This is a genomic window from Streptomyces sp. PCS3-D2, assembly GCF_000612545.2.
Classification (GTDB): domain Bacteria; phylum Actinomycetota; class Actinomycetes; order Streptomycetales; family Streptomycetaceae; genus Streptomyces.
The window spans coordinates 303,809-329,376 of the sequence record NZ_CP097800.1 but is presented as its reverse complement, the minus strand read 5'-3'; the positions used below and the strand labels follow the sequence as shown (position 1 = coordinate 329,376).

Annotated in this window: 19 protein-coding genes; 11 read left to right on the top strand and 8 right to left on the bottom strand. The window is 75.5% G+C overall.

Annotated features, from left to right (window positions below; translation table 11 throughout):
* Window positions 1-18 precede the first annotated feature (18 nt).
* The 3 genes from AW27_RS01215 to AW27_RS01205 all read right to left on the bottom strand — a co-directional run bounded on the left by AW27_RS01215 (window position 19) and on the right by AW27_RS01205 (window position 2,261).
* Window positions 19-600, bottom strand: a complete 582-nt coding sequence (locus AW27_RS01215; RefSeq protein WP_037917321.1) for a TIGR03086 family metal-binding protein — start codon at window positions 598-600, stop codon at window positions 19-21.
* Window positions 601-895: 295 nt separating this feature from the next.
* Window positions 896-1,084 (bottom strand): DUF6381 family protein, encoded by a 189-nt coding sequence (locus AW27_RS01210; protein WP_030657858.1) that lies wholly within the window; start codon window positions 1,082-1,084, stop codon window positions 896-898.
* Between the two features lie 403 nt (window positions 1,085-1,487).
* Window positions 1,488-2,261, bottom strand: coding sequence for a VOC family protein (locus tag AW27_RS01205; RefSeq protein ID WP_037918455.1), 774 nt, complete (start codon window positions 2,259-2,261; stop codon window positions 1,488-1,490).
* A gap of 250 nt (window positions 2,262-2,511) precedes the next feature.
* Here AW27_RS01205 and AW27_RS01200 point away from each other — a divergent pair, with 250 nt between their 5' ends.
* The 4 genes from AW27_RS01200 to AW27_RS01185 all read left to right on the top strand — a co-directional run bounded on the left by AW27_RS01200 (window position 2,512) and on the right by AW27_RS01185 (window position 6,703).
* Window positions 2,512-3,498 (top strand): isopenicillin N synthase family dioxygenase, encoded by a 987-nt coding sequence (locus tag AW27_RS01200; RefSeq protein ID WP_037917323.1) that lies wholly within the window; start codon window positions 2,512-2,514, stop codon window positions 3,496-3,498.
* 274 nt (window positions 3,499-3,772) lie between these two features.
* A complete protein-coding gene (locus AW27_RS01195; protein WP_037917325.1) occupies window positions 3,773-4,306 on the top strand; it encodes a GNAT family N-acetyltransferase in 534 nt (177 codons plus the stop codon).
* A 241-nt stretch (window positions 4,307-4,547) separates the two neighbouring features.
* Window positions 4,548-5,900, top strand: a complete 1,353-nt coding sequence (locus tag AW27_RS01190; protein WP_052030154.1) for a fibronectin type III domain-containing protein — start codon at window positions 4,548-4,550, stop codon at window positions 5,898-5,900.
* Between the two features lie 59 nt (window positions 5,901-5,959).
* Window positions 5,960-6,703, top strand: a complete 744-nt coding sequence (locus AW27_RS01185) for a lytic polysaccharide monooxygenase auxiliary activity family 9 protein (RefSeq protein WP_052030155.1) — start codon at window positions 5,960-5,962, stop codon at window positions 6,701-6,703.
* Here AW27_RS01185 and AW27_RS01180 read toward each other — a convergent pair.
* Complete coding sequence (locus tag AW27_RS01180) at window positions 6,690-7,007, bottom strand: hypothetical protein (protein WP_052030156.1); 318 nt, start codon at window positions 7,005-7,007, stop codon at window positions 6,690-6,692. The genes AW27_RS01185 and AW27_RS01180 overlap by 14 nt on opposite strands.
* Entirely contained in the window at window positions 7,004-7,720 is a 717-nt protein-coding gene (locus AW27_RS01175) for an HNH endonuclease family protein (RefSeq protein WP_052030157.1), read from the bottom strand. The genes AW27_RS01180 and AW27_RS01175 overlap by 4 nt, the downstream gene beginning before the upstream one ends.
* 197 nt (window positions 7,721-7,917) lie before the next feature.
* Here AW27_RS01175 and AW27_RS01170 point away from each other — a divergent pair, with 197 nt between their 5' ends.
* From AW27_RS01170 to AW27_RS01145, 6 genes are all read left to right on the top strand, one after another.
* The gene (locus AW27_RS01170; protein ID WP_037917327.1) at window positions 7,918-8,790 is read left to right on the top strand and encodes a DUF4132 domain-containing protein; all 873 of its coding nucleotides are present in this window, start codon (window positions 7,918-7,920) and stop codon (window positions 8,788-8,790) included.
* Window positions 8,787-13,703, top strand: a complete 4,917-nt coding sequence (locus tag AW27_RS01165; protein ID WP_052030158.1) for a hypothetical protein — start codon at window positions 8,787-8,789, stop codon at window positions 13,701-13,703. The genes AW27_RS01170 and AW27_RS01165 overlap by 4 nt, the downstream gene beginning before the upstream one ends.
* 102 nt (window positions 13,704-13,805) lie before the next feature.
* On the top strand, window positions 13,806-14,963 hold the full coding sequence (locus tag AW27_RS01160; RefSeq protein WP_037917330.1) for an ATP-binding protein: 1,158 nt from the start codon (window positions 13,806-13,808) through the stop codon (window positions 14,961-14,963).
* Window positions 14,960-18,832 (top strand): vWA domain-containing protein, encoded by a 3,873-nt coding sequence (locus AW27_RS01155; RefSeq protein ID WP_037917332.1) that lies wholly within the window; start codon window positions 14,960-14,962, stop codon window positions 18,830-18,832. Before AW27_RS01160 ends, AW27_RS01155 begins: the two co-directional genes overlap by 4 nt.
* Window positions 18,829-20,712 (top strand): SWIM zinc finger family protein, encoded by a 1,884-nt coding sequence (locus AW27_RS01150; RefSeq protein ID WP_304949821.1) that lies wholly within the window; start codon window positions 18,829-18,831, stop codon window positions 20,710-20,712. The genes AW27_RS01155 and AW27_RS01150 overlap by 4 nt, the downstream gene beginning before the upstream one ends.
* Window positions 20,713-20,832: 120 nt before the next feature.
* Complete coding sequence (locus tag AW27_RS01145; RefSeq protein ID WP_157840181.1) at window positions 20,833-21,072, top strand: hypothetical protein; 240 nt, start codon at window positions 20,833-20,835, stop codon at window positions 21,070-21,072.
* A gap of 27 nt (window positions 21,073-21,099) precedes the next feature.
* On the opposite strand, the gene AW27_RS01140 is transcribed toward AW27_RS01145, so the two are convergent.
* Entirely contained in the window at window positions 21,100-22,740 is a 1,641-nt protein-coding gene (locus AW27_RS01140; protein WP_236647485.1) for a carboxylesterase/lipase family protein, read from the bottom strand.
* Window positions 22,741-22,877: 137 nt separating this feature from the next.
* On the opposite strand from AW27_RS01140, the gene AW27_RS01135 reads away from it, so the two are divergent.
* Entirely contained in the window at window positions 22,878-23,912 is a 1,035-nt protein-coding gene (locus tag AW27_RS01135; RefSeq protein ID WP_052030159.1) for a hypothetical protein, read from the top strand.
* A 68-nt stretch (window positions 23,913-23,980) separates the two neighbouring features.
* Here AW27_RS01135 and AW27_RS01130 read toward each other — a convergent pair whose 3' ends face one another.
* Entirely contained in the window at window positions 23,981-25,006 is a 1,026-nt protein-coding gene (locus tag AW27_RS01130) for an NAD(P)/FAD-dependent oxidoreductase (protein ID WP_037917337.1), read from the bottom strand.
* Entirely contained in the window at window positions 25,003-25,566 is a 564-nt protein-coding gene (locus AW27_RS01125) for an isoprenylcysteine carboxyl methyltransferase family protein (RefSeq protein ID WP_370466444.1), read from the bottom strand. The genes AW27_RS01130 and AW27_RS01125 overlap by 4 nt, the downstream gene beginning before the upstream one ends.
* Window positions 25,567-25,568: the final 2 nt, after the last annotated feature.

Below are 25,568 nucleotides of genomic sequence, written 5' to 3'. Positions count from 1 at the left end.
CGTGCATGCGCCGAGGGGTCAGCGCGGCGACCAGTGGGCGTCCCGCCCGGTGAACGCAAGGAGCTTCTCGGCGCGACTCGCCCCCTCCGGAACGGTCAGCGGCGGTGCGTACTTGCCGAAGGAATCCCGGACGAAGACGACGATCCTCGCCGCGATGTCCTCCAGGGCCTCGGCCATCTCCTCGGTCAGCGGCAGGTCCTGCCCGGTAGCCCGGGCGATGTCCCAGGCGTGGATGCCGGCGTCGAGTGCCGCGGCGGCCGTGCCGGCATCGGCCGGCATCGGTCCCATCGGGGTGGGAACGCTTTCGTCGCCCCTCCTTGACTCCCACGCCGCCAGCGTCTCCTTCAGCACGGCCGCCAGTTCCGCGACCGGGTCACCGCTGGTCGTGTCGGGGGGCTCGAAGGGGTCGGTCGCGGGCGCGACGCCCGTGATCTGCATGACCAGAGCCTGCTGGTCCAGGCGTGCGTGGTTGAGCACCTGACGCACCGTCCACCCGGTGCACGGCGTCGGATCCCCCCATGCCGCGGTGGGAACACCGCGGACGGCGGCGAGCAGGTAGTCGTGTGCGTCAGCGAGCAGTGTGAAACCGTCGACGGCCATCCGTCGCCCTCCCGTGTTCCGGCATCGGACCGCCACCATAGATCGCTGCCGGACAGGACGCCCGGCCTTTCGCCGAGTGGCGGGGCGCCGGTCCGCCATGACGGGCGTCCACCCGGCGGGGCGGGTGCGCCCCGCCGGACGGCGGCGGGACCGGTCGTTCCCGCCGGGCCGGGCCCGCGGGGCCGCACGGCGGCCGGTGCCGCGGCGACGGGGGATCGCGGCGGACACCGGCCGATGCGCGGTCCCGCGGGGTGGGACTCGGGACTACTGAAACTCCGGACCAGTGAGGCTCGGACTACATGGGGTCCATGCCCCGGTCGTCCATCCGGCTCTCCTGCTCACTCTGCTCCTGGAGGCGGCGGGCCTTCTCCTTCAGCCGGCGGCGCTCCTCCGGGTCGGTGGACCGCTCGGCGGCCTCGTTCAGCTCCTTGGCCTTCGTGCGCATCTGCTGGGACCGGCCGCGGGACTCGCCTGAAACGCTCATGATCGCTCCTTGTGTCCGTGGGGGAGAGCGGGCGGAATCAGCGAACCAGCACTGCGGTACGCCCGCATCTCGAAGCGTCACCGACGGTGATCCGCCGCGCCCGACCCGCCCATGGACGCCGGACCCCGGGCCGCGGGTGAACACGCGGTGGTGAGCCGAACGGACCCCGTCGCGGCCCCACACCCGCCAACGGCGCGCCCTCGCCCGGACGTGCGCCGCGGCGGCCACCGCGCAGGTCCGAGGGGGACGTACGCCCGGCGGGTGTGCGTCCGTCGCGCGAGCCGCCTTTCGCCCCCTACCGGGCCCCGGCCGGCTTCGGACATCCGGCGCCGCCGCGCCTGCGGCCGGTACGGGCCCGTGCGATCGGGTACCGGCCCGTGCGGTCGGGTACCGGCCCGTCCCGTCAGTACAGGCCGGGCCGGGCGAGGTCCTCGTCCGAATCCGCCCCGAGGCCGGTGGTGAGTGTGAAGAGCGCCCCGTCCGGGTCGCGGAGGGTCACCCACCGCTCCGTGGCGTTCGAGGTGATGTCCGAGACCATGCGGCCGCCGAGCACGACGGCCGCCTCGATCGCCGGCCGGAGCCTGGGCACGCGGAAGTGCACGTGCCACCGCGGCCGGGTGTACGGGGAGTAGGCGGCGAGCTCGACCGGACCGCTGTTGAGGCGGGCGACCGGCTCGCCGTTCTGCCGCAGGACGACCTGGTCCTCCTCGTAGGAGACCGTGCAGCAGCCCGGCCGGTCGGTGGCCCATTCCAGTACCGCGCCGTAGAACATCGCGGCGTCGAGGGCATTCCTGGTGCGCAGTTCCAGCCAGGCCGGCAGTGGACCCTTGCCGGCCCGCCAGTCCGCGGCCACATCGCCTTCCCAGATCCCGAAGACCGCGCCGTCCGGATCGGCGACGAGCGCCGCGCGGCCGCCGGACTCGAAGGACACCGGGCCGACCGCGATGGTGCCGGTCCGTTCCCGGATGCGGTCCACCGCGACGTCGGCGTCGTCCACCGCGAAGTACGGGGTCCACGCCGCCGCGACCCCCAGATCCGCGGCCAGCGCCCCGATGCCCGCCACCGGGACCCGGTTCAGGAACGCCACCGAGAACGCGTCACCGAGGCGGGCCGGCCGGAACCGCCACCCGGCCACCGCGCCGTAGAAGCGCTGTGCGGTCTCGAGGTCCCGCGTCATCAGGCTCACCCAGCACGGTGCCCCGAAGACCTCCCGTGTCGAAATCTCCACCGCATGCTCCGTCCCTGAGGCACCCGTCGTACCATTCTGGTCCTTATCGTGACGATCATCGCGGCCCGCGGCCGTCGAAGCGCACACAAAGTGGCCGAGAACCACGTTCCGTGTCGTTCCGTGTCGAGCCCCTCCGGTCCTGAGCGGCGATAGCCTCGGTACCGGACACCACCGCGCGGCGTCGGAAGGCAGGTCTCCCATGGCCGGATCCCAGGTACCCGTGATCGATCTCGGGCGGTGGCGGTCCGGCGGGCCGCAGGAGCGGGCCCGGACTGCCGCCCGCGTCGACGAGGCCCTGCAGGTGGCCGGGTTCCTGCTGGTCACCGGCCACGGGGTGGACCCCTCGCTGCCGGAACGGATCCGGGAGGCCGCCCGGACGTTCTTCCGGCTGCCGGCCGCCCTGAAAGAGCCGTACACCGTCACGGTCGGCGGCCGGGGCTGGCTGGGCCCGGGAGCGGAGGCCAACAGCTACGCCGAAGGCACCGCCTCGCCGCCCGACCTCAAGGAGTCGTGGTCCTTCGCGGCCGACGAACCGACCGGGGACCCGGCCGTGGACATCGAGTGGTTCCGGCCCAACACCTGGCCGGAGGAGGCGCCGGAGCTGCGGCCGCTGGTGACCGACTACCTGACCGGGATGCGGGCCCTCTGCGACGAGCTGCTCGAACTCCTCGCCACCGCCCTCGGGCTCGCCGAGGACCGCTTCACGCGCCACACGGGGCACCCCACCTGGGGATTCAACCTCAACTGGTACCCCGGGACCGAGACCGTCGGCGCGCCCCTGCCGGGCCAGTTCCGCATCGGCGCCCACACCGACTTCGGCACGGTCACCGTCCTCGACCGGCAGCCGGGCTCCGGCGGCCTCCAGATCCACACCGACGCCGACGGCTGGCAGGACGCCCCTTACGACCCGGCCGCGCTCACCGTCAACATCGGCGACCTGATGGCCCGCTGGACCGGCGACCGCTGGCGCGCCGGCCGCCACCGCGTACTGCCCCCACCGGCCGACGCCCCCGCCGAGGAGCTGATCTCGCTCGTCTACTTCTACGAATGCGACGCGCACACCCGGGTGGAGTCCCTCCCCGCCCCCATCGGCCGCGTACTGCACGACCCCGTCGACTCGCACACGTACCTGCGGGAGAAGCTCCGGGCCATCACCGTTCCGACCGGAACGAGTCCCACGGACTGACGCCGCCCGAAGCCCCCCCAGGGGGCGAGAGAGGCGCCCGATCCACCGGCAGGGTGACGACCCGCCGGGGTGCCGTGCGCGCGGGGCGTCACCGCCAGGCCCCGACATCGATTGCCGCAGCCGCCGCCCCGCCCCTGCCGGTCCCGCCCGCCGCCCACGGTACCGCCGCGAGGGCACCGCCCGCGGGAGCACGAGCACGGCCGGACGCGGGCCCGTGGTCCGGCCTCGAAGGCCGATTACCGCTGGTCCGGGGAATTTCGGCAGGATGAGGCACATGACCGAGATCCGTACCCCCCGCCTCCTCCTCCGCCTCTGGACCGACGACGACCTCGTCCCCCTTGCCGAGATCCACGCCGACCCGGAGGTGATGCGCTGGGTCGGCGACGGATCCACCCTCGGTCTCGACGAGACGGCCGAGACGATCGAGCGCTGGCAGGAGGAGTGGGACGAGGAGGGCTTCGGGCTCTTCGCCGTCGAGCTCCTCGGCTCCGGCGAGCTCGTCGGAGCCGTCGGCCTCTCGGTCATCGAGGGCCTGCCGGACGCCCGGGCCGACGTGCAGATCAGCTGGCTGCTCGGCCGCCAGTACTGGGGTCAGGGCTATGCCTCCGAAGCCGCCCACGCCACCTTGGAGTTCGCCCTCCAGGACCGCGGCCTGGACCGCGTCGTCGCCGTCAACCGGCTCGGCGACACCGCCTCCGAGAACGTGATCCGCAAGCTCGACATGGTGCGGGAACGCGAGACCACCGACCCCCGCCACGGCCACCCCGTCCACATTCACGGCATCGACCTCACCGAGTACGAGGCCTGATCCGGGGCCCCGCAACAGTGCACCGGGCACAGAGAGTGATCTTCAAAAGCCGCAGGGTCGCAGGGCGCCAACAGGGGATCAAGGGCGCCCTATCCGGACCTTAAGGGACGTATAATAGCCGCCCGGCAGCCCGTCGGAGGCCCGGTCGCGGCGCGAACCGCGCTTAGGGTCACGGGTGTTGACCGAGGCACTTCCGATACCGCCGCTGCACCGGCGGATCGGCTCTACCAAGAGGTTTCTGATGTCCCGAAAGCGAATTGCCCTGGCCTGTGCGGCCGCGGTCGTGGGGATCGGCTCCGTCGTCGTCCCCGTGGCCGCCAACGCGGGAGAGGAGGACAACGGCCTCAACGCCGCCTGCCGCGTCGCTGACCAGGCCACCGTGTGGTGGGCCACCGGCGAGGTCTCCCTGGCGACCAAGGGGGACCGGCCCGTACGGGACTGGACCGCCGAGTTCGACGTGTCGCAGGGGCAGGTCACCCTGGACAACCCCTGGGCGTACGAACTCCGCCAGACCGGCCGGCACGTCACCGTCAAGCCGGTCGCCGACCGCGCCGACCTGGCCGGGAGCGGCAACCGGGTGGTCAAGGTCGGTATCAACCCCGCCGGCAAGGGCATACCCAAGATCACCGGATGCAAGGTGAACGGCCCTTCGGGCAGCGGCAGCGGCAGCGACACCGGCACGAACGCGGCCGTCCCCGCGGACGGCGGCTCCTTCGTCAAGGACGACACCGCCGTCCACCTGATGTGGAAGCCGCCCGCCGGTGGCGCCGAGATCGTGCGCTACGAGGTCTTCCAGGACGGCAAGCAGATCAAGACCGTCAAGGACACGATGACCGACATCGAGCGGCTGGCTCCCGCCACCCGCTACGCCTTCACGGTCCGCGCCGTCCGCGCCGTCCGCGCCGACGGCCGCACCACCGGCTTCAGCAAGGACATCGTGCTCACCACGCACGCGGCGCCCGGCCAGGACAGGGCGAAGCCGGTCATCCCCGCGGACCTGGAGGCGGCGCCCTCCGGCCCGTACCAGGTCGCCCTGCGGTGGCGCGCGGCGACCGACGACGTCGCCGTCACCGGCTACCGGATCTACCGCAACGGTGCCAAGGTCCAGGAGGCGGACGCCAAGGCCACCTCGGCCACCGTCTCCGGCCTGACCGCGAGCACCGCCTACCGCTTCAAGGTCACCGCCGTGGACTCCTCCGGCAAGGAGTCCGACCCGACCCGCGAAGCCCAGGTGACGACCACCGCGGCCCCCGACGGCAACGGCGGCACCGCAGCCCCCGGCGACCTCGCCGCCACCACCGCCACGAAGCAGGACGGCGCCGTCACCCAGCACTACCTGAACCTCACCTGGTCCGTCCCGCAGGGCGTCGGCCAGATCACCACCTACCAGGTCTACCTGAACGGCAAGCCGGCCCAGACCTTCATGTGGGGCACCGGCGACCCGGTGCTGCCCGTACCGACGACGAGGGGTTCGCGCGAGGTGCTCGTCGGCGCCCATCCCGGCACGACGTACACCGTGAAGATCCGGGCGCGGCTCGGCGACGGCACATGGGGCGCGTTCTCCCGCGAGCTGACCGTGAAGACAGCCGGCTGACCGGCCGCCGACCACCGACCCACGCGCACGACCGACTCATGACCAGGAGCGTCCCCCTCATGACCACGGCCCGCCCCGCCACCAGCACTCCCGACCAGGCACGGCTCCCGGCCCGCCGGACCGCCTTCCTGCGCCTCACCGCGCTCGTGGCCCTCCCCCTCGCCGTGACCGCCCTCGGCTCCGCGCCCGCCTCCGCGCACGGATCCACCGCCGACCCGGTCAGCCGCAGCGTGGCCTGCACCAAGAACCCGAAGGCCGGCGAGGCCTGTCGACTCGCCCTCGCCCAGAGCCCCGGCATCCCCGGCGACTGGAAGTCGATCGTCCAGGGCCGCGCCATCGACCACAGCACCCCCACCTCCTCGCCGCAGCACCGCGCCCGCATACCCGACGGCAAGCTGTGCAGCGCCGGCAACGCACAGTTCTCCGGCCTCGACCTGGCCCGGGACGACTTCCCCTCGACGACGCTGCCCGGCGGCGCCGAGTACGACCTCCGCTACGACATCAGCGCGCTGCACAACCCGTACCGCATGGAGATGTACGTCACCAAGGACGGCTACGACCCGAAGAAGCCGCTGAAGTGGTCCGACCTGGAGGAGACGCCCTTCCTCAGCGCCGACAACACCGCGGCCACAGCGGCCCCCTCGGGATTCCTCGGCGCGAAGGCGTTCACGTTCCGGGCGGTGCTCCCCGAGAAGAAGGGCAAGCACCTGATCTACACGATCTGGCACGGGCTGAAGCGGCCCGACGGCTCCTTCCAGAGCGAGGAAGCGTTCTACTCCTGCTCGGACGTCACCTTCCGGTAGGCGGAAGCCGCCTGGCCCCGCCCCCTCCGGAGCCGGCGGCGGGCGCCTCGGCCGCGCCGCCCGCGCGGATCGCGGCGAGGGCCGCGGCGTGCAGGGCGGCCGGGGCGCCGTGGTGGGGCCGGGGGCTGCCGGTGAGTGTGTACCACTCGTCGGCGTCCTTGTACTGGACGTCGAACCGGACCGTGCCCCCGGCGGCGGCCGTGGTGCGCAGGGTGAGCGGGCCGGTGACGACGCCGACCTCGTCGGTCATGGCTCCGCCCGGTCCGGCGAGCACGTCATCCTGCCAGTGCTCCGCCCCCGTCATGAGGTGCAGGTGTCCAGCATCGTGGTGAGCATCTTCTTCTCCGGTTCGGTGACGGTCAGCCCGTAGGTGGATTTGACGGTGGTCCAGGCCCGTCCGTACTGGCACCAGCTGGAGCGGTCCGGCGGCTGCCACAGGTCGGGGCTCTGATCGCCCTTCGACCGGTTGGAGGACGCGCTGACCGCCAGCAGCTGGGGGTGGGTCAGGTCGTTGGCGAAGGCCTTGCGTCGAGCGGCATCCCAGCCGGATGCGCCGGAGCGCCAGCCCTCGGCGAGCGGCACGATGTGGTCGATGTCCATCTTGGACGCGTCGTTGACGACCACCCCGTCGTACAGGCTCGTCCAGGTGCCGGACACGGCCCGGCACTCGCCGTCCTGCGTCACCTCGGTACCGTCCCGCTTGAGCACCGTCTCGCGCGTGTCGCACTTGTTGCCCTGCTCGGCCCAGTGCGTGAACTTCGCCCGGCTGTAGCCGGCCATCGTGCCCACCGGAGCCACCTTCAGCTCGGCCAGTTGGCCACGGGCCACCGCAGTGGTGACCATGCCGGGCAGCACGTCCCCTGCGGCCGGCGCGCCCGCCGGCGGCGCGGCCCGCGAGGCGGACGGCTGCGGCTTCGGGTCCCCGCCGCCCGGCGTGCCCGGATCCGAGCAGCCGGCCGCGGCCGCCAGCAGAAGGGCCGCCACCAGCGCACCCGGTACATGTATCTGACGTCCCATAACCCCACCACGAGCCGATACCGCTCCGCCACTGTCCGGGAAAGACTACCCAGAACCGGACAACCACCTCCGCGTGCCCCTCCGACGGCCGTTGTCAGTGGCCCTCGCTAGTCTCCCGACATCCGCAGCTCAGGGGGTTCGCACCCCCCTGTCAGGGCTGCGCGCACACGTACGGACAGGCGGAGGGGCACGGTCTGATGGCATGGCTGGCGGCGGGCGAGGGGTACGAGATCGCCCTGGTGGAGGGGCGGGTGGCGGCGAGGTCCGTCACCGGCCGGGCGGCGGGACGGCAGTTGAAAACACTGCCGAAGGCGCTGAAGGACCATCCCGAGGTCGACCGGCTGCGCCGGCTCGCCGAATGGCTCGACCGGCACGAGGCGGCCTGCGTCGCCCAGGTCGACGCCTGGATGGTCTCCTCGCTGCCCGTGCCGACCGAACTGCTCGCCCGGGTCTGGCCCGACGAGGCCTGGCAGAAGGCCCTGCGCGACCTGGCGGTCGTCGGCGACGACCCCGGCGAGGTGGGCTTCCTGCGGGACGCCACCGCGGCCGGTGAGCTGAAGGTGGTCAACCTGGACGGCGAGACCGTCCGGCTCTCCCCGCGCACCGTGACCCTGCCCCACCCCGTACTGCTGCCCGACCTCGACGACGTACGGGAGTTCGCGGCCGAGCTGGGCATCGTGCAGCAGGTCGAGCAGATCCACCGCGCCACCTGGCGCAAGCCCCACGACGTCGCCGCCACGGCCACCGAGGTCCGCGACTACGCGGGCGGGGCCTTCCCCACCCGCTTCAGCCTCGCCGCCCGCGCCACCGCCCTCGGCTACCGGGTCTCCGGCGGCTACGCCACCTGCGGCGTCCGCGACGCCGGAGCCGGCACCGGCACGGAGGCGACGGTCTGGATCGGCGAGCCCTACTACGACGACGAGACCAGCACCGGCGCCCTGAGTTGGCACGACGCGGACGGCCGGGCGCTGCCGCTGACCAAGGTCGGACCGGTGGCCTGGTCCGAGGGCATGCGCATGGCCGCGGCACTCTACGCCGGGCGCAAGATCGAGGAGGGCGGGGACGCATGAGCAGGAACCTGAAGGACACCGCGGCGAACGAGACCGAACTGCTGCTGCAGGCCGGCGCGGTCCTCCCCCACGGCACCACCGGGGCGGGCGCCGGAGCCGTCGACCTGACCGCTCGCACCTACCGGCACCCGGGCCTCGACGAGGGCCGCGTCGTCGTCCGGCTCGCCGCCGCCGAACTCGGCGCGGCCGAGGACCTCGCCGCAGGCTTCCTGGGCCTGGTACGCGACGAGGCCGAGCCGCCCGTCGTGGGCCTGAGCCGCCGCCAGGCACTCGGCTTCCCCGAATGGGTCCTCGTGCACCACCCCGAGGACGGACACCACGCCCTCGCCGTCGTCCCCGAACTCGACCGGATCGCCCGCCAGGCCAAGACCAAGCCCAAGGCCGCGCTCGACGCGTGCACCGAACTGGCCGACCGCCTCGCCGCGTCCGTGCCGCACTTCCTGCCCCTCTTCCACGAGCAGGCCGCGCGCGTCTTCCTCGGCGTCGAGAACACCACCTACGCCGCCCAGTTGTTCGGCCGCGCCCGTACCGCCGAGGCCCGCTACGGGCTGGCCGTCGACGAGGACCGCCTCGACTCCGTCTTCCTCGAATTCGCGCTCGCCGGCGCCCTGCCGGTGAAGGTGCTCGCCGGCTACGGCAAGGCCCTGGCGGGCCGGGTCAGTCCCGCCGAGGCATACGAGCGCTTCCGCCGCCTGTGCGTACGCCGCACCGCGGGCGGCCTGCCGCCCTCCGCCCAGGCCGCCGTCGAGCTGCGCCGCCTGGCCCGCAACGCCGGCCTGACCGGAACCGAGCCCGAACAGGACTACCTCGCCGAACTGCTGCCCCTGCCCGCCACCCTGCGCGCCGCGCTGGGCTGGTGGAAGGCCCACCGCGGCGCCCTCGTCGCACTCGCCCGCCGCATCCCCGCCGTACGCGGCACACTTCTGGCACTGACGCCGCCCGGCGGCGACGTCGACCTCACCGACCTGTGGCTGGACGTCCTGGAGGAGTCCGGGGCCACCGCCGGCCTGGCCGACGCCACCCTGCCCGACGAGGAGCGCTGCACCGACGGCACCTCCGGCTGGCTGGAGCGCTTCCACGCCGCCCGCCACTCCGGCTGGGGCCGCCGCCCCTCGCACCCGGCCCTCCTCGACGTCGTCGAGCGCTGCGCCCCGCAGCTGCGCGCCGAACTCGCCCGGCCCGAGCGGGAGGGCGGCCTGCGCATCGGCGTCCAGGACGCCGACCTCCTCGACCTGCTTCTCACCCTCGACGTCCCGGTCGCCGCACCCGAGGACCACACCACCCGGCACCGCCACGACGCGCTGAACCTGTCGGACTGGTCCGACCGCGACGAGCGCCGCGACCTGGCCGCGGTGGCGGCGGACCCGCGCTTCCAGCCGGCCTTCCGCCGGGCGCTGAACAGCCTGGGCAGCGGCTGCACCGACGTCGTCCGCCGCGTGGCCGCCTCGCCGGGCGCCCGCCCGCTGCTGGCCGAGTGGACGGGCGAGGTCGCCCGCGCCTCCGTTGCCGCAGGCCTGCCCGCGGTCCCCGACGCCATCGACCGGCTGACCTGGCTGCCCGCCGAGGCCCTGCTGCTGGCCCGCGACGAGGTCGCCGCCGCGGCCGCCACCGACCTGGGAGAAACCCTCGCACGCACCCTGCGCGGCGGCCTCTTCGAGGAACTGGCCTGGCCTGCCTGGGAGAGCGCCGTCAGCGAACTGACCCCCGGCAGGGACCGCCACGGCCTCACCGTCGTGGAGGCCTGGCCGTACCTGATCGTCGCCAACGCGGCCCAGGTCCGCGTCATCGACGCCGACTCGACCGTCCTCACGCACGACCTGCGCATCCCGGCTGGATCCCACCGCCGCACGGGGTTCCATTACGTCGACGGCGAGCTGCTCGTCTTCTGGGCCGACTGGAGCTCGCACCGGACCGAGGGCTACTGGCACTCCTCGCCCGCCACCGTCTTCACCCTGGACGCCGACCGGACCTACTGGTCCCTGCGCAGCGACCACCTCTCCCTCCCGCTGCCCGGCGGCGGACGCACCACCGGTGGCGGAGTCCTGTACCGCGGCGACACCCGGCTGCCCGACGAGCGACCGGTCCTGTCCGACGGAACCTCGTACTGGGTGTGGCGGCAGCGCGACCACGACAACGAGGGCGGCTGGTTCGAGTACGACCCGGCGAGCGGCGCCTGTGGACGCTCCTCCATGCCCGCGTTCTTCGCCGACACCGCGAGGGCGTACGGCGGGAGCGCTTCGTCCGGCCACTCCAGCCGACTGCTTCCCGCGCCCACCGTGGCGGGCTCCGTGCTCGGCGCGCCCGCCGACGGCCTCCTGGGCTGGCACGCCGTACGCCTCCCCGGCAACGGCTGGGTCGGCACCGACACGGCCGGACGCACCGTCACCGTCCCCGAAGACGGCAACAAGCCGGTGGCCGCCCTCACCTTCCCGGGCGACGACCGGCCGCGCGCCCTCTCGCACAGCTGGCGCGAACTGGCTCTCACCGACCCCGAAGGCGTCGTCACCGCCAAGACCCGCCAGGACCGCCACGACACCCCCTTCGGCACGGGCAGCGTCGACCTCCCGCCGCTCTCCCACTGGTACGCGCTGCGTCCCCGCGACCCGCAGGGCTCGGCCGCGCTCCGCACGGCCGACCGCGAGACCGTCGGAGCCCTCCTGAAGGCGGCCGCCGCCGCGGCCAGGGCCGACGACCTGCCGGACCTGGTGAGCGCCGCCCTGCCGCAGGTCACCGATCCGAAGCTGATCGGCGGCATCGTCGAGGTCCTGCGCTTCGCCCTGACCCAGCAGAAGGCCCTGGACGGGATCGCCGCCCGGCTCGCCGCGGACACCGCACCCGCAGCGGACCGCGAGCCCGGACCCGCCGACCGACTGCTCGGCGAAGCCCTCAGCGGGCTGCTGGAGCACACCCACCACCACTACGCCGGTGACACCGACGGCACTCACCACACCCTGACCCTCCTCGGCGCCGCGCGCGCCGGTACCGACGCCGCCGTGGTGCCCGGACTGCTCCACTTCGACACGCCCGGCCTGCCGTACTACGACTTCGTCTGGACGCCGCTGCTCGACCGGCCCGCGGCCGCCGCCTACCGGGCCGTCGCCGCGACGACCACCGACGTACAGCGGGCCGCCCTCCTCACCGTCCTCGGCGAGGTGGACACGCTCGGCATGGCCTCAGCACAGGGCTCGGCCGGCGCCTGGCGCCAGGTCCGGGCCCACCTCGACCAGGCCCACCTGCGCGGCCCCGACGGCCTCGACCGCAACCTCCACCACCGCAGCCTGCTGCCGCTCGGCGGCGGAGCCGTCCTCGCGGTGACCGGGTACGGCACCTCCCTGCCCGACGGGCACGAGTTCGGCGCCCTCCTCCACGACCCCACCGGCCGCTTCACCCTCCCCGGCCCCTACACCGTGCGCGGCACGGCGCCCCTCGGCGACCCCGACCGGGACCCCGGCTGGCTCACCGCCTTCCTCGGCGCAGCCGCCGAGCACGGCCCGGCGCCCTTCCGACCGGAGGCAGCGGAGGAGTTCTCCCGGCTCACCGGGGTCTCCGGCGCCCTCGCCCGCCTGGTGATCGCGGGACTCCCGCACATCGACAGCTACGACCGCAACTTCCTGCCCGCGCAGGTGCGCGCCGCCCTCGGCGTCAAGGCCGCCGACGCCGCCCGCGCCCGCGACGAGCTCAAGGCCCTCGGCGCGGACGTCCGGCGCGCCGTGGTCGCGGCCCTGCTGCCCGCCGATCCGGTACGCCTGTGGAGCGAGGGCCCCGACGCGGCCGCCGCCGCGGAGGTGTGGAACCGGCACGTCGGCCGCCGTACCCCCGTCCCCGACTGGCTGGCCACCGAGGCGGCACGCGCCGTCCGCGGCGGACGGCCCGCCCACCGCGTGCTGGCGGCGCTGCTCGCCCCCGACGCCGCGCGCGAGCTCTCCGTCGACGTGCCGTGGATCGTCAAGGGCGACCACGTGGAGCCCGCCGTCGCCGCCACCGACCCCTTCGACGCGCAGGTCCTGATGGCGACCCTGGCCATGAGCGCGTGGCTGGCCCACCGGCTGCCCGCCGGCGACCCGGTGCGGGCGGTCCTGCCGCCCGCACTGACCGCCGTACGGCAGCGCCTCGCCTCGCCCGAACTGCTCCTGGAGATCGCGCACTACACGAGCCTTCCGCACTTCCGGAAGGTCGCCGGCGCCCCGACCGAGACCGGCGAGGGCTACGAGCGCTACGGCGCGGTCGTCATGGCCACCCACGACGACCAGCCCAGGCCCGCGGTACGGACGGCGCTGCTGGACTCCACCGGCTCCGACCCCCACCTGCCGGCACTGCGCGGCGAGGACCAGCAGCCCACCGCGGCCGAGACGGCCCTGCGGACCGCCCACGACCCGCGCTTCGCGGCACTCCTCGCCGACCCCGGCGCGCCCGCGGCCGGCGAGACCGACACGGCCGGCACCTGGTGGCCGCAGGACCCGAGCCGCTCGGTGCCCGAGCTGGTGGAGGAGGTCCGCGCCGCGTACGGACTGGGCGCGGACGCGGCCGCCCTGTACCTGGCCCTGCTCGCCATGCCCGACCCGACCGACCGCAACACCGCCCGGTGGACGGGCTGGAAGCCGGCCCGGCTCAAGGCCGCCCGAGCCGAACTGGCCGCCACCGACCTGGTGGTGTCCGCCGACCGCAGCCGCGCCGGACGCTCGCTGTTCCTGCCCGGCGCCTGGACCGACCTGGCCTCCCCGGCCCTGCCGGTGGAGCAGTGGAAGCTCCCGATGTACGACCTCACCCCCGCCGGCCGGCCGCTCCTGGGCGTACTGGCACCCGCCGAACCGGCCGCGGCGCTCTACCGCCGGGCCTGGCGGCGGGTCCGTGAGGGCGACGTCCCGCGCCTGCAGGAGCTCAAGGTGAAGCGCACCCGTACCCGCCGCCGCTGACCCGACCGGCCCGGAACCCCCGGTGCCGGCGGGGCCCACCGGACGCCGGTGGGCCCCGCCGGCACCGCACCACCCCTTTCGTACCCGTGCAGAGGAAACCCGATGACCGTCAACGCCCCATCCGCCCCCGCCGCCCGGCAGGTGCTGCCCGCCGAGGAGCGCCATGCCGCCGAGCTCGCCTTCCTCGCCGCCCACGACTCCGGCCCCCGGCCGCCCGGCTGGGCACTCACCCCGCGCGCCGTCGTCACCTTCGTCTGCGGCAGCGACGGAACCGAACTGACCCTGCCCGGGCGCCGGGCCGGCCTCCCGGCCAAGCTCACCGTGACGCCCAAGTTCGTCGGTGAACGCGCCCTGGTGGAACGCTGCGTGGTGACCCTCGCCGGGGAGCGCGGACTTCTCCTCACGGGCGAGCCCGGCACCGCCAAGTCGATGCTCTCCGAACTGCTCGCGGCCGCCGTCTGCGGCACCAGTTCCCTCACCGTCCAGGGCACCGCGGGCACGACCGAGGACGCCTTCCGTTACGGCTGGAACTACGCGCTGCTGCTCGCGCAGGGCCCCACCCCCCAGGCCCTGGTCGACTCCCCGGTCCTCTCCGCCATGCGTACCGGGCGCGTGGTCCGGGTGGAGGAGATCACCCGCTGCCTGCCTGAGGTCCAGGACGCCCTGGTCTCGATCCTGTCGGACCGCCGGGTCAGCGTGCCCGAACTGACCGCCACGGAGGACGCGGTGGTCTGCGCGGCCCCCGGCTTCACCGTCATCGCGACCGCCAACCTGCGCGACCGCGGCGTCTCCGAGATGTCCGCCGCCCTCAAGCGGCGGTTCAACTTCGAGACCGTCGCCCCGATCGCCGACGCGGACGCGGAGGCGGTACTGATCCGCCGTCAGGCCGTCGCCGCCGTACAGCGGGCCGGCGCCGCCTTCGGAGTCGACGACGCGGTGCTCGACGCACTCGTCACCGTCTTCCGCGACCTGCGCTCGGGACGTTCCGCCGAGGGCTGGGACGTGGAACGCCCCGGTACGGTCATGTCCACCGCCGAAGCCGTGCAGGTGGCGGCCTCCCTGGGGGTCGCCGCCGCGTACCTGCCGGACGGCGACGTGCTGGACCTGCTGCCGGGGCACCTGCTGGGTGTCGTCCGCAAGGACGACCCCGCCGACCACGCACGGCTGCTGGGCTACTGGGACGGCCCGGTCCGGCGCCGGGCCGAGGACGGCTCGGCGATGTGGCGCCGTCTCTGGGACCTGCGCGGGAGCCTGCGTTGACGCACACCGACCCCCGGACCGCGGTCGATGGGCTCGCCGCGGCCCGCGCTCCCTTCCTGATCGGGGTACGGCACCACAGCCCCGCGCTGGCCGCGGTGGTACCGGCCCTGCTGGACGCATCCGGCGCGGACGCGGTCTGCGTCGAGCTCCCGGCGGACTTCCAGAACTGGGTGGAGCACCTGGCGGACCCGGAGACCGTCGCGCCCGTCGCCCTCGCGGGCAGCGGCGAGGACGGACGCCTGGCCTTCTACCCGTTCGCGGACTTCTCCCCGGAACTGGCGGCGATCCGCTGGGCCCGCCGTTCGGGCGCGGTCGTCCTGTGCTGCGACCTCCCGCTGTCCGACCCCGGCTGGACCCCCCGCCCCGCCGTCCCGCACCCCTCCTCACCCGCAGACCGGCCCGACACCGTGCCCGAGGCTTCGCCCCGGGCGGCGGACGCCACCTCGAACGCGGCCTCCCGTACGGTCCCGGTCCGGGCCACGGGCACGGCCACCCGGACGGACACGGCCGCGGAATCCGGTGGCGCGCCGCGGCCCGCGGGCGGTTTCGCCGCGGCCCTCACCGCCGCGGGCACGGGCCGTGACGGCGACGACCTGTGGGACCGTGCCGTCGAGGTCCTCGCCCCGGGCTGCAGCCCGGAGGCCGTACGCCGCGCAGCGCTCGGCGTCGGCTGGGCGCTGCGCGAGGACGGCCCGGTCCCTGCCCGGGACCTCGCCCGCGAGGCCCACATGCACGCCGTGATCGCCGGCGCCATCGCCGGCGGCCGGCGCGTGGCCGCCGTCATCGGCTCCTTCCACGCCCCCGCCCTCCTCGGCCCCGAAGGCAACTCCACGGCCGTCACGGCGCCGGCCGCCGGGGGCGAACCCGCCCCGGAAGCCGGTTCCACCACCGGGACGGAAGGCGCCCCCGGCGGCGCCGGGCCGCTCGGCTCGGGGACCGCTCCGAGCGGCAGCACCGGCCCGGGATCGGCCGCTGGCGCGGGCGCCCCTCCCGCAGGGCCCTCCGCGACGGGCGGACGCCCGACCCCCGGCCGCGGCCCGGTCGGCGAGGCCTCCGGGCGGGGGAGCGGCGGGGAAGCGGCCGTCACTTCCCTCGTGCCGTACTCCTTCGACCTGCTCGACTCCCGCTCCGGTTACCCCGCCGGCATCCGCGACCCGCTCTGGCAGCAGGCCGTCCTCGAAGCCGGCGGCGACCCCGAGCGGCTCAGGGAGGCAGCCTCGCACGCCGTCACCGGCCTGTGCCGGGAACTCCGCCGGGCCGGACACACCGCCGGGACCGGCGAAGCCGCCGAGACCCTGCGGCTCGCCTGCGACCTCGCCGTCCTGCGGGGGCTGCCCGCACCCGGCCGCGGAGAACTCGTCGAGGCCGTCACCACCGTCCTCGGCCAGGGCGAACCCCTCGGCCGCGGCCGGGCACTGGCCCAGGCCCTCGAAGCCGTGCTCGTCGGTACCGGCCGCGGGCGGATCACCCCGCACGCCCCCCGCTCCGGCCTCGGCCCCTCCGTCGAGGCCGAACTCGCCGAGCTGCGCCTGCCGTGCCCGGCGGATCCCGCGCCCCGCGAGATCCGCCTCGACCCGCTCCGCTCCGCCCTCGACGGCCGGCGCGAGGTCCTCCTCCAGCGGCTCCTCGTGTGCGGGGCTGCCTACGGAGAGCCCCTCACCGTCGCCGCCACGGGGGACGGCACCGCCCTCGGCACCAGATGGCGGCTCTCCTGGACGCCTTCCGTCCCGGCCCGGCTCGACCTCACCGGCGTGCGCGGCGTCACCGCCGCCCAGGCGGCCGCGGGGACGCTCGGCGAGGACGCCCGCCGGGCCGCCGCCGACGGCGGCCCGACCCCGACGCAGATCCTCACCGGTCTGGCCGCCGCCGCGCGGTGCGATCTGCCCGAGCTGGTCGACGTACGCCTCCACGAGGCGGCCACCGTCCTGCCGCAGACGGCGGCCCTGCCCGAACTCCTGGACGCACTCGACCTCCTGGAAGCCCTGCACCGCGGCCACCTCCCCGGCACCTCCGCCGCGTCCCGCGCCGCTTGCGCCGCCCTCACCGACGACCTCCTCGACGCCGCCGTGCGGTCCCTGCCCGGCCTCGCCGGCAGCGAGCAGCCGTCCGACGCCGCCGCCCTCGTGGCCCTCGCCGACCGAGCCGCCGCCCATCACCTGGGGCTGCGCACGGACGCCGCGCTCGCCGCCCTCGCCGCCTCCGCGTCCCCGCTGATGCAGGGCGCGGCCCAGGCCGTCCGGGTGCTCCTCGACCTCGACCCGGCCGGGGCGCTCGGCGACCGCGCCGCCGGGTGGATCGACGGCGCCGGAACCGCCGACAGCCGCCGCGCGCTGTCCCGCCGGCTCGCCGGACTCCTCACCGCCGCAGGCCCGTTGCTGCAGTCCTCCCCGGCCGCCCTCACGCCGCTCCTCGACCGCGTCGACCACCTCGCCGACCAGGACTTCCTCGACCGGCTCCCAGCCCTGCGCGGGGGCTTCGACGCCCTCGCCCCGGCTGCCCGCGACCGGCTGCTGGACACGGTCACCGAACGTCTCGGCGACCGCGTGGACCTCGCGCTCGACGCCCCGCCCGCCCTGCTCGGCCTCTGGGCCGCCGCCGATGCCGCGGGCCTCGCCGCACTCAAGGCCCTCCCGCTGCCCCCGCCGCGGGACCCGGCCGCGGCCCTGCCCGCGGTCCCGGCCGCGGACTCGGCCGCCCTCGGCGCACCGCCCGTCCGGACCTCCGGGTCCGACGCCGGGCAGCGCCGGCTCGCCCCGGCCGACCGCTGGCGGCTGCTGCTCGGCCGCGAACGCGACCGGCTCCCCGCCGGCGCCCGCCGTTATGCCCGTGCACTGGACGAGCTGTACGGCACGGGACACGGCGAAGGCGCCGGCGACCTCGGCACCGGCCGGGGGCCGGGCCGGGGCGGCGGCCAGGAGGCCTCCTTCCCGACCGCCCGCGCATGGTCGCAGGAGCTCGAAGCGCTGTTCGGCGCCGACGTACGGGAAGAAGTCCTGGCCGGTGCCGCCGACGCGGGCCGCACCGACGTGCTCGCCCAACTCGACCCGGCGGCCGTACGGCCCTCCGTGGAACTGCTGAGCTCCGTACTGTCCCTCGCCGGCGGCCTGCCGGAGGCCCAACTCGCCCGTCTCCGGCCCCTGGTGAAGAGGCTGGTCGACGAGCTCTCCCGAGAGCTCGCCACCAGGCTGCGCCCGTCCCTGTCCGGGCTCAGCACCCCCCGTCCCACCCGACGCCCGGGTGGTGCGCTCGACCTCGCCCGGACCCTGCGCGCCAACCTCGCACAGGCCCGCCGTCGTGCCGACGGCACGGTGGTCGTCGTGCCGGAGCGGCCCGTCTTCAGCACCCGGGCGAGCCGCGAGGCCGACTGGCGGCTTGTCCTGGTGGTCGACGTGTCCGGCTCCATGGAGGCCTCCGTCATCTGGTCGGCCCTGACCGCGGCGGTACTGGGTGGCGTCCCCACCCTGTCCACCCACTTCCTCGCCTTTTCCACCCAGGTCGTGGACCTCACCGACCGGGTCGAGGACCCGCTGTCGCTGTTGCTGGAGGTGCGCGTCGGCGGCGGCACCCACATCGCCGCCGGTCTCGCCCACGCCCGCTCCCTGATCACCGTCCCCAGCCGCACCCTCGTCGTCGTGGTCAGCGACTTCGAGGAGGGCGCTCCGATCGGCGGCCTACTCGGCGAGGTCCGCGCGCTGGCCGCCTCCGGTGCCCACCTGATGGGCTGCGCCGCGCTCGACGACACGGGCCACCCCCGCTACTCGGTCCCGGTCGCCCGGCAACTCGTCGCGGCCGGTATGCCGGTGGCCGCCCTCAGCCCTCTCGCCCTCGCCCGCTGGGTGGGCGACCGCCTCCGTGGGGAGTCCCGTTGAGCACCGCACTGCCGCCCGTCGCACCCGAGGTACTCGCCGAGGCGGTCGAAAACCTGACGGCACGGCTACGCAAGAAGCTGGACGACGCCACCGCCGGCTGTGCGGACGCCGCCCTCCGCGCAGCTGACGGAAGCGTCGCCTTCCGGTTCGGTGCGGATGCCCTCGTCACCCTGCGCCCCGGCCCGTCGGGGACGGTGACCGAGGCCGGACAGGCCACCTGCACGTGCCTGCTGGCACCCCGGTGCCTGCACCGGGCCGCGGCCCTGGGCGCCGCCCCGCTCGCGGACGCGGTACCGCCGAAGCCCGAACCGGACACGGACGCGGCCGTCGCCGGTGCCGGTGCCGTGGCCGCGGGAGCGCGCGAGGCGGCGCCGCCCGCCGCCGGCGCCGCCCCGACCGCCGAGCCCGTTGCGGCCCTCACACCGGCACAGCTCGGCGCCGCGGCCGCGCTCTGGCACGCTGCGGCCGAAGCCCTGGCGGCGGGCGTCACCGCAGGCGGCGCCGTCGTCCAGGCCGAGCTGCTGCGCGCCGCGCACACCGCCCGCCTCGCCGGACTGCCCCGCGCGGAAGCGGCCGCCCTGCGCGTCGTACGGGGCCTGCGCGCGGCCCGCGAACGCCACACCGCACACCGGCTGGGCGACCTCACCGGATCCTTCCGCGAACTCCTGCACACGGCCGGGGTGCTGGCCTCCGGCACGGCAGATCCGGCGCTGACCGGTACCTCCCGGCGCGCCTACACGGCGGGCGGCAGCCTCCGGGTGCACGGACTGTGCCGCGAGCCGGTGCTCTCGGCCACCGGCTACGGCGGTGTCGTCACCCACCTGCTCGCCCCGGACGGCTCCCGTTACTCGATCTCCGACGTCCGACCGGGAGGCCTGGCCCGTGCCCGTGGGGCGGCTCGCGCCTCCGTCGCCCTCGGGGGCGCCACCCTCGACCACGCCGGACTCGCCCGGGGCGGCCTGAGTATCGTCGGCGCGACGGTCTCGGCGGAGGGTCGGCTCGGCGCCGGACGCGGGGTCAAGGCGACCCCGCTGCCCGGCGCCGCGTGGGCCGACGGGCCCGCGGCCGCGCTCTTTGCCCGGCCCGCCGCCGAGGCCGTCGCCGCGCTGCTGGCGGACCCGGCCCAGGCGGCCGACGCGGAAACCGCTCTGATCGGCTGCGACGTCGTGGTGGCCGGGCCGGCCGGCGACCACCTCCTCGTCCGTGAGGCACGGCCGGACGCGCCCCTGCTGAGGTTGTTGCCCGCGCATCCGCACCCGGAGCTGCGGCACACCGAGAACCTGCGGCGGATCGCCTCGTACCCCGGACTGCGGCTGCGCGTCCTGGGCCGTCCGGATCTCGGCCGCGCCGCCACCCTCCGCCCGGTGGCGGTGGGCCCGGTGCCCGGCGAGCCGTACACGCTGCGGCTGCCCGAGGAGTGGCTGGCACGGGCCGACCTCGGCTATGACCGCCTCCAAGGCGAGCACTTCCCCCCGCCGGACGCCGCCGGTCCCGCCCCCGAGCCCGGCCGGGTGGCGGCGGCCGGCGCGCCGGACCCGCTGGCGGACTCCCCGCTGTGGCGGGTGCGCCGTCTCCTTGAGACCGGGGTCGCCGGCGGCCGGCGCGCCGTTGCCGAGGCGGCCCGGGGCACGGCGCCGCCGGCCGCGTACGGTCCGCTGCGCAGGGCCGGGCTCACCGGCGCGGCGGACCTGGCCGCCGCCCTCGCGGCCGAGGCCGACCGGCGCCCGCGCGACGCCTTCGGCCGGCTCGCCGACCCCTCGTCCGACGGCTACGCCTGGGCCTGGCTGGCCGCGGCCACACACCTGGCGGCGGCGGAACGCTCCCTGGTCGCCGCGTCGTGGACGGCCGCACCGACCGCAAGCAGGCCCGCAGCGCCGTGAGGTCTCCGGCGGCCGGTCCCCGGCCCGGATGCGCCTCGGCCTTCCGGGCCCCGGCCGAGAGGCCGGAGGGAACCGCTGCGCGCGTGAACGCCTCTTGGAGCCCGAGGGGGGATGCACGCGATGACGAAGACAGCGGTGTCCGGGGCCGGACGCCTGGCGGTGGCGGGGCTCCTGTGCGCGGTCCTGGCGGGGTGCGGGACCACCGGGGCGGACCGGACCGCAGCGCAGCAGACCGGGGTGCGCATGCCGGCACCGGCCGACTGCGACCTGGACGCGACGACGGATGAGGAGACGCACGGGCCGTCGCCGCCCTGTTCACGCGGTGGCGCCGCGAGATCTACGGCGATCACGGCACCCTGACCCTGCGCACCGCGGAGCAGGAGGTCCTCACTCAGCAGTGGCGACACCGGGCCACCGCTCGTCCCAGAGGCCGCAGTGGTGCTCGGCGCGCCCGTCCACCGTGCGGATCCCGTCGGCGCCGGGAGCCAGCGACAGCAGCCGCGCGGGCACGCCCAGCAGCGGCCACCCCGGCGCGCCGGGTGCCGTCGGCAGGCCGGTCCGGGCGAAGGCGGTCCAGTAGCCGGCCATCCGGTCCGCGAGTCGCTGCTGTGGCCGCGCCAGTGGGGTGAGGGTGAACAGGTACGGCAGTTCGAAGCCGTGGGCCGCTCCGAGCGGCAGCCCCGGCACCGGCGGCAGCCCGGTGAAGTCGGGTGCGTCGCGGTCGTCGAACCGGTAGCCGTACGTGGGCACGTGCCGCCCCAGCGCCGCGCCGTCCCGCAGCGTCGGGCAGATGAACGACGCGTCGGTCAGTACGGTGGCCCAGGCGATCGCGGGGGTCGGGTACGCCGACACCGGGTACGCGGCCTCCACGGCGCGGGCCGTCTCCGCCCCGAAGGACCGCTCGGTCCGGGCCCGATAGGCGTTCTCGTCCCCGATCGGGTACGCCGCCAGGGTCTGGGCCAGGAAGAGCCGCATCTCGTCCCGCGTGGTTCCCAGTGCCACCGGCACCCGGTGGAACCGTCCGGCCTCCAGCGCACGGCGCGGCTCCGTCGGCAGGGTGCCGTCGCCGTACGGAACCAGTGAGAAACGCTGCATCAGGTCGGCGGTCGCGAGGGTGCCGGCGTCCAGTGCGCGCAGGCAGTCCAGCACGCCCGAGGGCCGGTCGCAGCCGAGCCGGGCCGCCGCGCGGGCGCCCTCCTCGGTCGTGCGCCGCGCCGGCACGAAGGGCTCGTAGGTCCCGGCGTCCGCGAGCAGTGCCGACGGCGGTGCCGCGGTCGAGCACGAGCCGCTCTGCACGATCGCCCGGTGGAAGAGGCCGGCCGAGGCGGGCGAGGCGAGGTGTGCGCAGACGCTCAGTGCGCCCGCCGACTCGCCGAAGACGGTGACGTTGCCCGGGTCCCCGCCGAACTGCGTCGCGTTCGCCCCTACCCAGCGCAGTGCCGCCCGCTGGTCGGCCAGGGCGAAGCCGGGGGCACCGCCGAGCTCCGGGTGACCGAACAGCCCGAAGACGCCCAGCCGGTAGTTGACCGTCACGACGACCACATCACCTTGGACGGCCAGGCGGTCCGGCCGGTAGGCGTCTCCGGAGCCGCTGAAGAAGCCTCCGCCATGGAACCAGACCATGACCGGCCGCGGCCGAGCCCGGACCGCCGGGCCGGCCGGGGCGGTCACGTTGAGGTACAGGCAGTCCTCGGAGCCGACCGGTCCGCCGGGAGCGAGTACGGGCAGCTGGACACAGCGGGCGCCGGGCGTCCCCGCGTCCCGTACGCCGTTCCAGCGGTCTGCCGGCTCCGGTAGCCGCCAACGGCGCGGGCCGGTGGGGGGAGCGGCGAAGGGGATCCCCTCGAAGGTGCTGTACGCCCCGTGGGTCCGGCCCCGCACCGGACCGCGGTCGGTGTCCACGACGGGTCCCTCCGGCCCGGCCGAGGCGCCCGTCAGCAGCAGCACGACGGGCAGCAGCAGCGCGCACCGGCGTCGGACCCCGCGCATGTCGGGCACGGCTTCGCCCTTCCCCTCGGGGCCCGTCACGGCGCCCCCCGTTTGCCCGCCCCGAATGGCGCAGTGGGCGGAAGTGGCACTCAATGTAACAAAGCGTGCGCTCACCATGACGCACGATGACCGGCGTGCGATTGCCTAGACCCGCGCGTCGGCGAACGGAGCTTTCCATGAATGACCCCATCACTCTCTCGGCGACGCAGCACGAAAGCAGCCGCGGGACCCCCGACAACACCGCCCCCGAAGCCCCCGATGCCCCACCGGAGCCGGCCGCCCCGGACCGAGCGGTCGCCCCAGCCGCCCCGGATGTCCCGGATGTCCCGGACGATTCCGACGCGCCGAGCACGCTGCGCATGCGGACCCTCCTGGAAACGGCCGCCACCTGCCGCCCGGTGGAGGAGGTCACCGCTCTGGTGGGCCTCCTCAAGGAGGACGGCCGGCTGCCCGACGCGGGACAGGAGGCGCTGCGCGCGGCCGCCGTGACCCGGCCCGTGCAGGACGTGGAACGGATGGTCACCCTGCTGGGCGACGCCCCGCAGGAGGTGGGCGAGGCGGACATGACGCTGCGCGCCGCCGCCGTCGGGCGGTCCATCGAGGACGTCGCCCTGCTGGTGAACATCCTCGGCCGGGACGCGCCCGGCGAGCCGGAGCAGCAGGACCGCGCCCGACCCGCCGAGGCGCCCGCACCCGCCGCCGAGCCGCACCCGGCGCCGACGCCGGGGCCGTACGCGAAGCCTCACGAGCCCACGTACAGGGAGCCGTTCGACGCGCCCCGCCGGGCGAAGCCCCGGCCGCCGGCTCCCGTCCCGGCACCGGCCGGCAGTGCGGCGCGCGGGCACGCGCTGCGCTGGCCCGTGGCGATCGCCCTGCTGGTCAGCGGCGCCCTGCACCTGCCGCAGGACCTGACGGCCCTGTCGTCGGCGGGCCCCCTCGGCCTGCTGCCTCTCCTGGTCACCCTGGTGTGCCTCGCCGTCGGCGCGCTCGTGGCGCTGCGCGACACCACGGCCGTGTGGCGGGCCGGCGCGGCCACGGCGGTGGGCGTGGTGGCCCTGCACGTCCTCGGTGGCTCGCTGGCCTTCGACCCGCTGGCCGGCACCGTGGGCGGCGGCCTGGCCTGGGCGGGTGCCGCCGTCATGCTGTGCGCGGCGGCCGGGGCGGTCCTTGCCGGCCTGGCACTGAGGAACCGTCAGGAGGCTTCGGCCTGACGGGCGGCTCCGACCGCCGCAGCGGCACCCCGCGCACCGCGCGGGGTGCCGCTGCGTTCGCGCGCTCCTCAGGCGAGCAGGTTGACCGCCCCGGTGAACACCCTCGGCAGGCGGGCGGCCAGCGGGACGATGCGGGGCGCGAGGCGCGGCCGCCGCCGCGCCCAGAGCAGCGCCTCGGTGAGCGCGCGGTAGCTGCGCGACAGCTCCCGCCAGGCCTGCTCGTAGGCCTGGGGTCGTCCGGCCCGTACGCACCGCACGAGTTCGCCCGCGGCCGTCACGGCCAGGGTGAGCCCCTCGCCGGTCAGAGCGTCCACGTAGCCCGCTGCGTCCCCCACGAACAGCACCCGCCCCGCGACGCGGACACGTGCCCCCTGGCGCAGCGGACCGGCGCCGCGCACCGGTGTGTCGGCGTATCCGCTCAGTCGGTCCGCCAGGTGGGGGAAGTGAGCGAGTTGTTCGTCGAAGGGCGCCTGGTCTGCGGTGAGCACCGCGACGCCGATCCGGTCGGGCGCGAGCGGGGTGACGTAGGCCTCGGACCGCGCCGACCAGTGCACCTCGACCAGGTCGCTCCACGGCGCGACGGTGAAGTGGCGGCGCAGTCCGTAGCGGGCCGGACGGCGGGGGGCGGCCGGGGCCGACAGGCCGAGCCCACGCCGGACGGGGGAGTGCAGGCCGTCCGCGGCGACGAGATAGCGGGCGGTCAATCCGGCCGCGGTGACGTGTTCGGCGCTCTGGTGCACCTGGTCGACGCGTCGCGGCAGGAACCGTACGCCCAGCTGCGCGGCCCGGCCGGCGAGCGCGGACTGGAGGTCCGTGCGGCGGGATCCGAGGCCCGGCCCGCACCGGAAGAGCCCCTCGGCGCGCAGGCCGCTGGTGCCGTCGACGTAGCGGATGCCTCGGAACGGCTGTCCGGAGACGGATACGCCCAGCGCACCGAGGCGGCGTACCGCCCCGGGCATCAGGCCTTCCCCGCAGGCCTTGTCGATCGGGGTGGGGCGCGGCTCCGCCACCACGACCTCCAGGCCGGCGAGGGCGCCGTGGATGGCGGTCGCCAGCCCGGCCGGACCGCCGCCGGCGACCAGCAGGTCGATCATGACGGCGCTCCCGCCGACGGGACGGAGGCGGGCGCCCGCAGCCGTCCGCCGTCCGTCAGGGCGGCGTCCTCGCAGCCGATCCGCACCCGCAGCAGGGCCAGGTTGAGCACGGTGAAGCCGAGCGCGGTCAGCCAGGCGGAGTGCACGAGCGGCAGCGCGGCGCCCTCCGCGACCACCGCCACGTAGTTCGGATGGCGCAGCATGCGGTACGGACCCCTCTCCACCAGCGGAAGTCCGGGGACGACGAGCACCCGGGTGTTCCAGCGCGGGCCGAGGGAGGCGATGCACCACCAGCGCAGGCCCTGGGCGGCGACGGCGACGGCGAGGGCCGACCAGCCGAGCAGGGGGACGAAAGGCCGCCCGGCCGACCAGGGTTCGACGACGCAGCCCACCAGCAGCGCGGTGTGCAGGGCGACCATGGCCGGGTAGTGGCCGCGGCCGTACTCCTGGCCGCCGCGCGCCAGGCTCCACGCGGTGTTGCGGCGGGCGGTGGCCAGCTCGGCGAGCCGTTCGGCGGCGACGAGACAGACGAGCAGCTGGTACAGGCTCAGGGAGTTCACGG

Bases quoted from the DNA above. Each gene is read 5' to 3' on its own strand.
- AW27_RS01130 (WP_037917337.1), bottom strand. From the start codon at position 25,006: ATGATCGACCTGCTGGTCGCCGGCGGCGGTCCGGCCGGGCTGGCGACC.
- AW27_RS01210 (WP_030657858.1), bottom strand. From the start codon at position 1,084: ATGAGCGTTTCAGGCGAGTCCCGCGGCCGGTCCCAGCAGATGCGCACG.
- AW27_RS01165 (WP_052030158.1), top strand. From the start codon at position 8,787: ATGAGCAGGAACCTGAAGGACACCGCGGCGAACGAGACCGAACTGCTG.
- AW27_RS01215 (WP_037917321.1), bottom strand. From the start codon at position 600: ATGGCCGTCGACGGTTTCACACTGCTCGCTGACGCACACGACTACCTG.
- AW27_RS01190 (WP_052030154.1), top strand. From the start codon at position 4,548: ATGTCCCGAAAGCGAATTGCCCTGGCCTGTGCGGCCGCGGTCGTGGGG.
- AW27_RS01145 (WP_157840181.1), top strand. From the start codon at position 20,833: ATGACGAAGACAGCGGTGTCCGGGGCCGGACGCCTGGCGGTGGCGGGG.
- AW27_RS01170 (WP_037917327.1), top strand. From the start codon at position 7,918: ATGGCATGGCTGGCGGCGGGCGAGGGGTACGAGATCGCCCTGGTGGAG.
- AW27_RS01175 (WP_052030157.1), bottom strand. From the start codon at position 7,720: ATGGGACGTCAGATACATGTACCGGGTGCGCTGGTGGCGGCCCTTCTG.
- AW27_RS01200 (WP_037917323.1), top strand. From the start codon at position 2,512: ATGGCCGGATCCCAGGTACCCGTGATCGATCTCGGGCGGTGGCGGTCC.
- AW27_RS01160 (WP_037917330.1), top strand. From the start codon at position 13,806: ATGACCGTCAACGCCCCATCCGCCCCCGCCGCCCGGCAGGTGCTGCCC.
- AW27_RS01185 (WP_052030155.1), top strand. From the start codon at position 5,960: ATGACCACGGCCCGCCCCGCCACCAGCACTCCCGACCAGGCACGGCTC.
- AW27_RS01135 (WP_052030159.1), top strand. From the start codon at position 22,878: ATGAATGACCCCATCACTCTCTCGGCGACGCAGCACGAAAGCAGCCGC.
- AW27_RS01180 (WP_052030156.1), bottom strand. From the start codon at position 7,007: ATGACGGGGGCGGAGCACTGGCAGGATGACGTGCTCGCCGGACCGGGC.
- AW27_RS01205 (WP_037918455.1), bottom strand. From the start codon at position 2,261: ATGACGCGGGACCTCGAGACCGCACAGCGCTTCTACGGCGCGGTGGCC.
- AW27_RS01195 (WP_037917325.1), top strand. From the start codon at position 3,773: ATGACCGAGATCCGTACCCCCCGCCTCCTCCTCCGCCTCTGGACCGAC.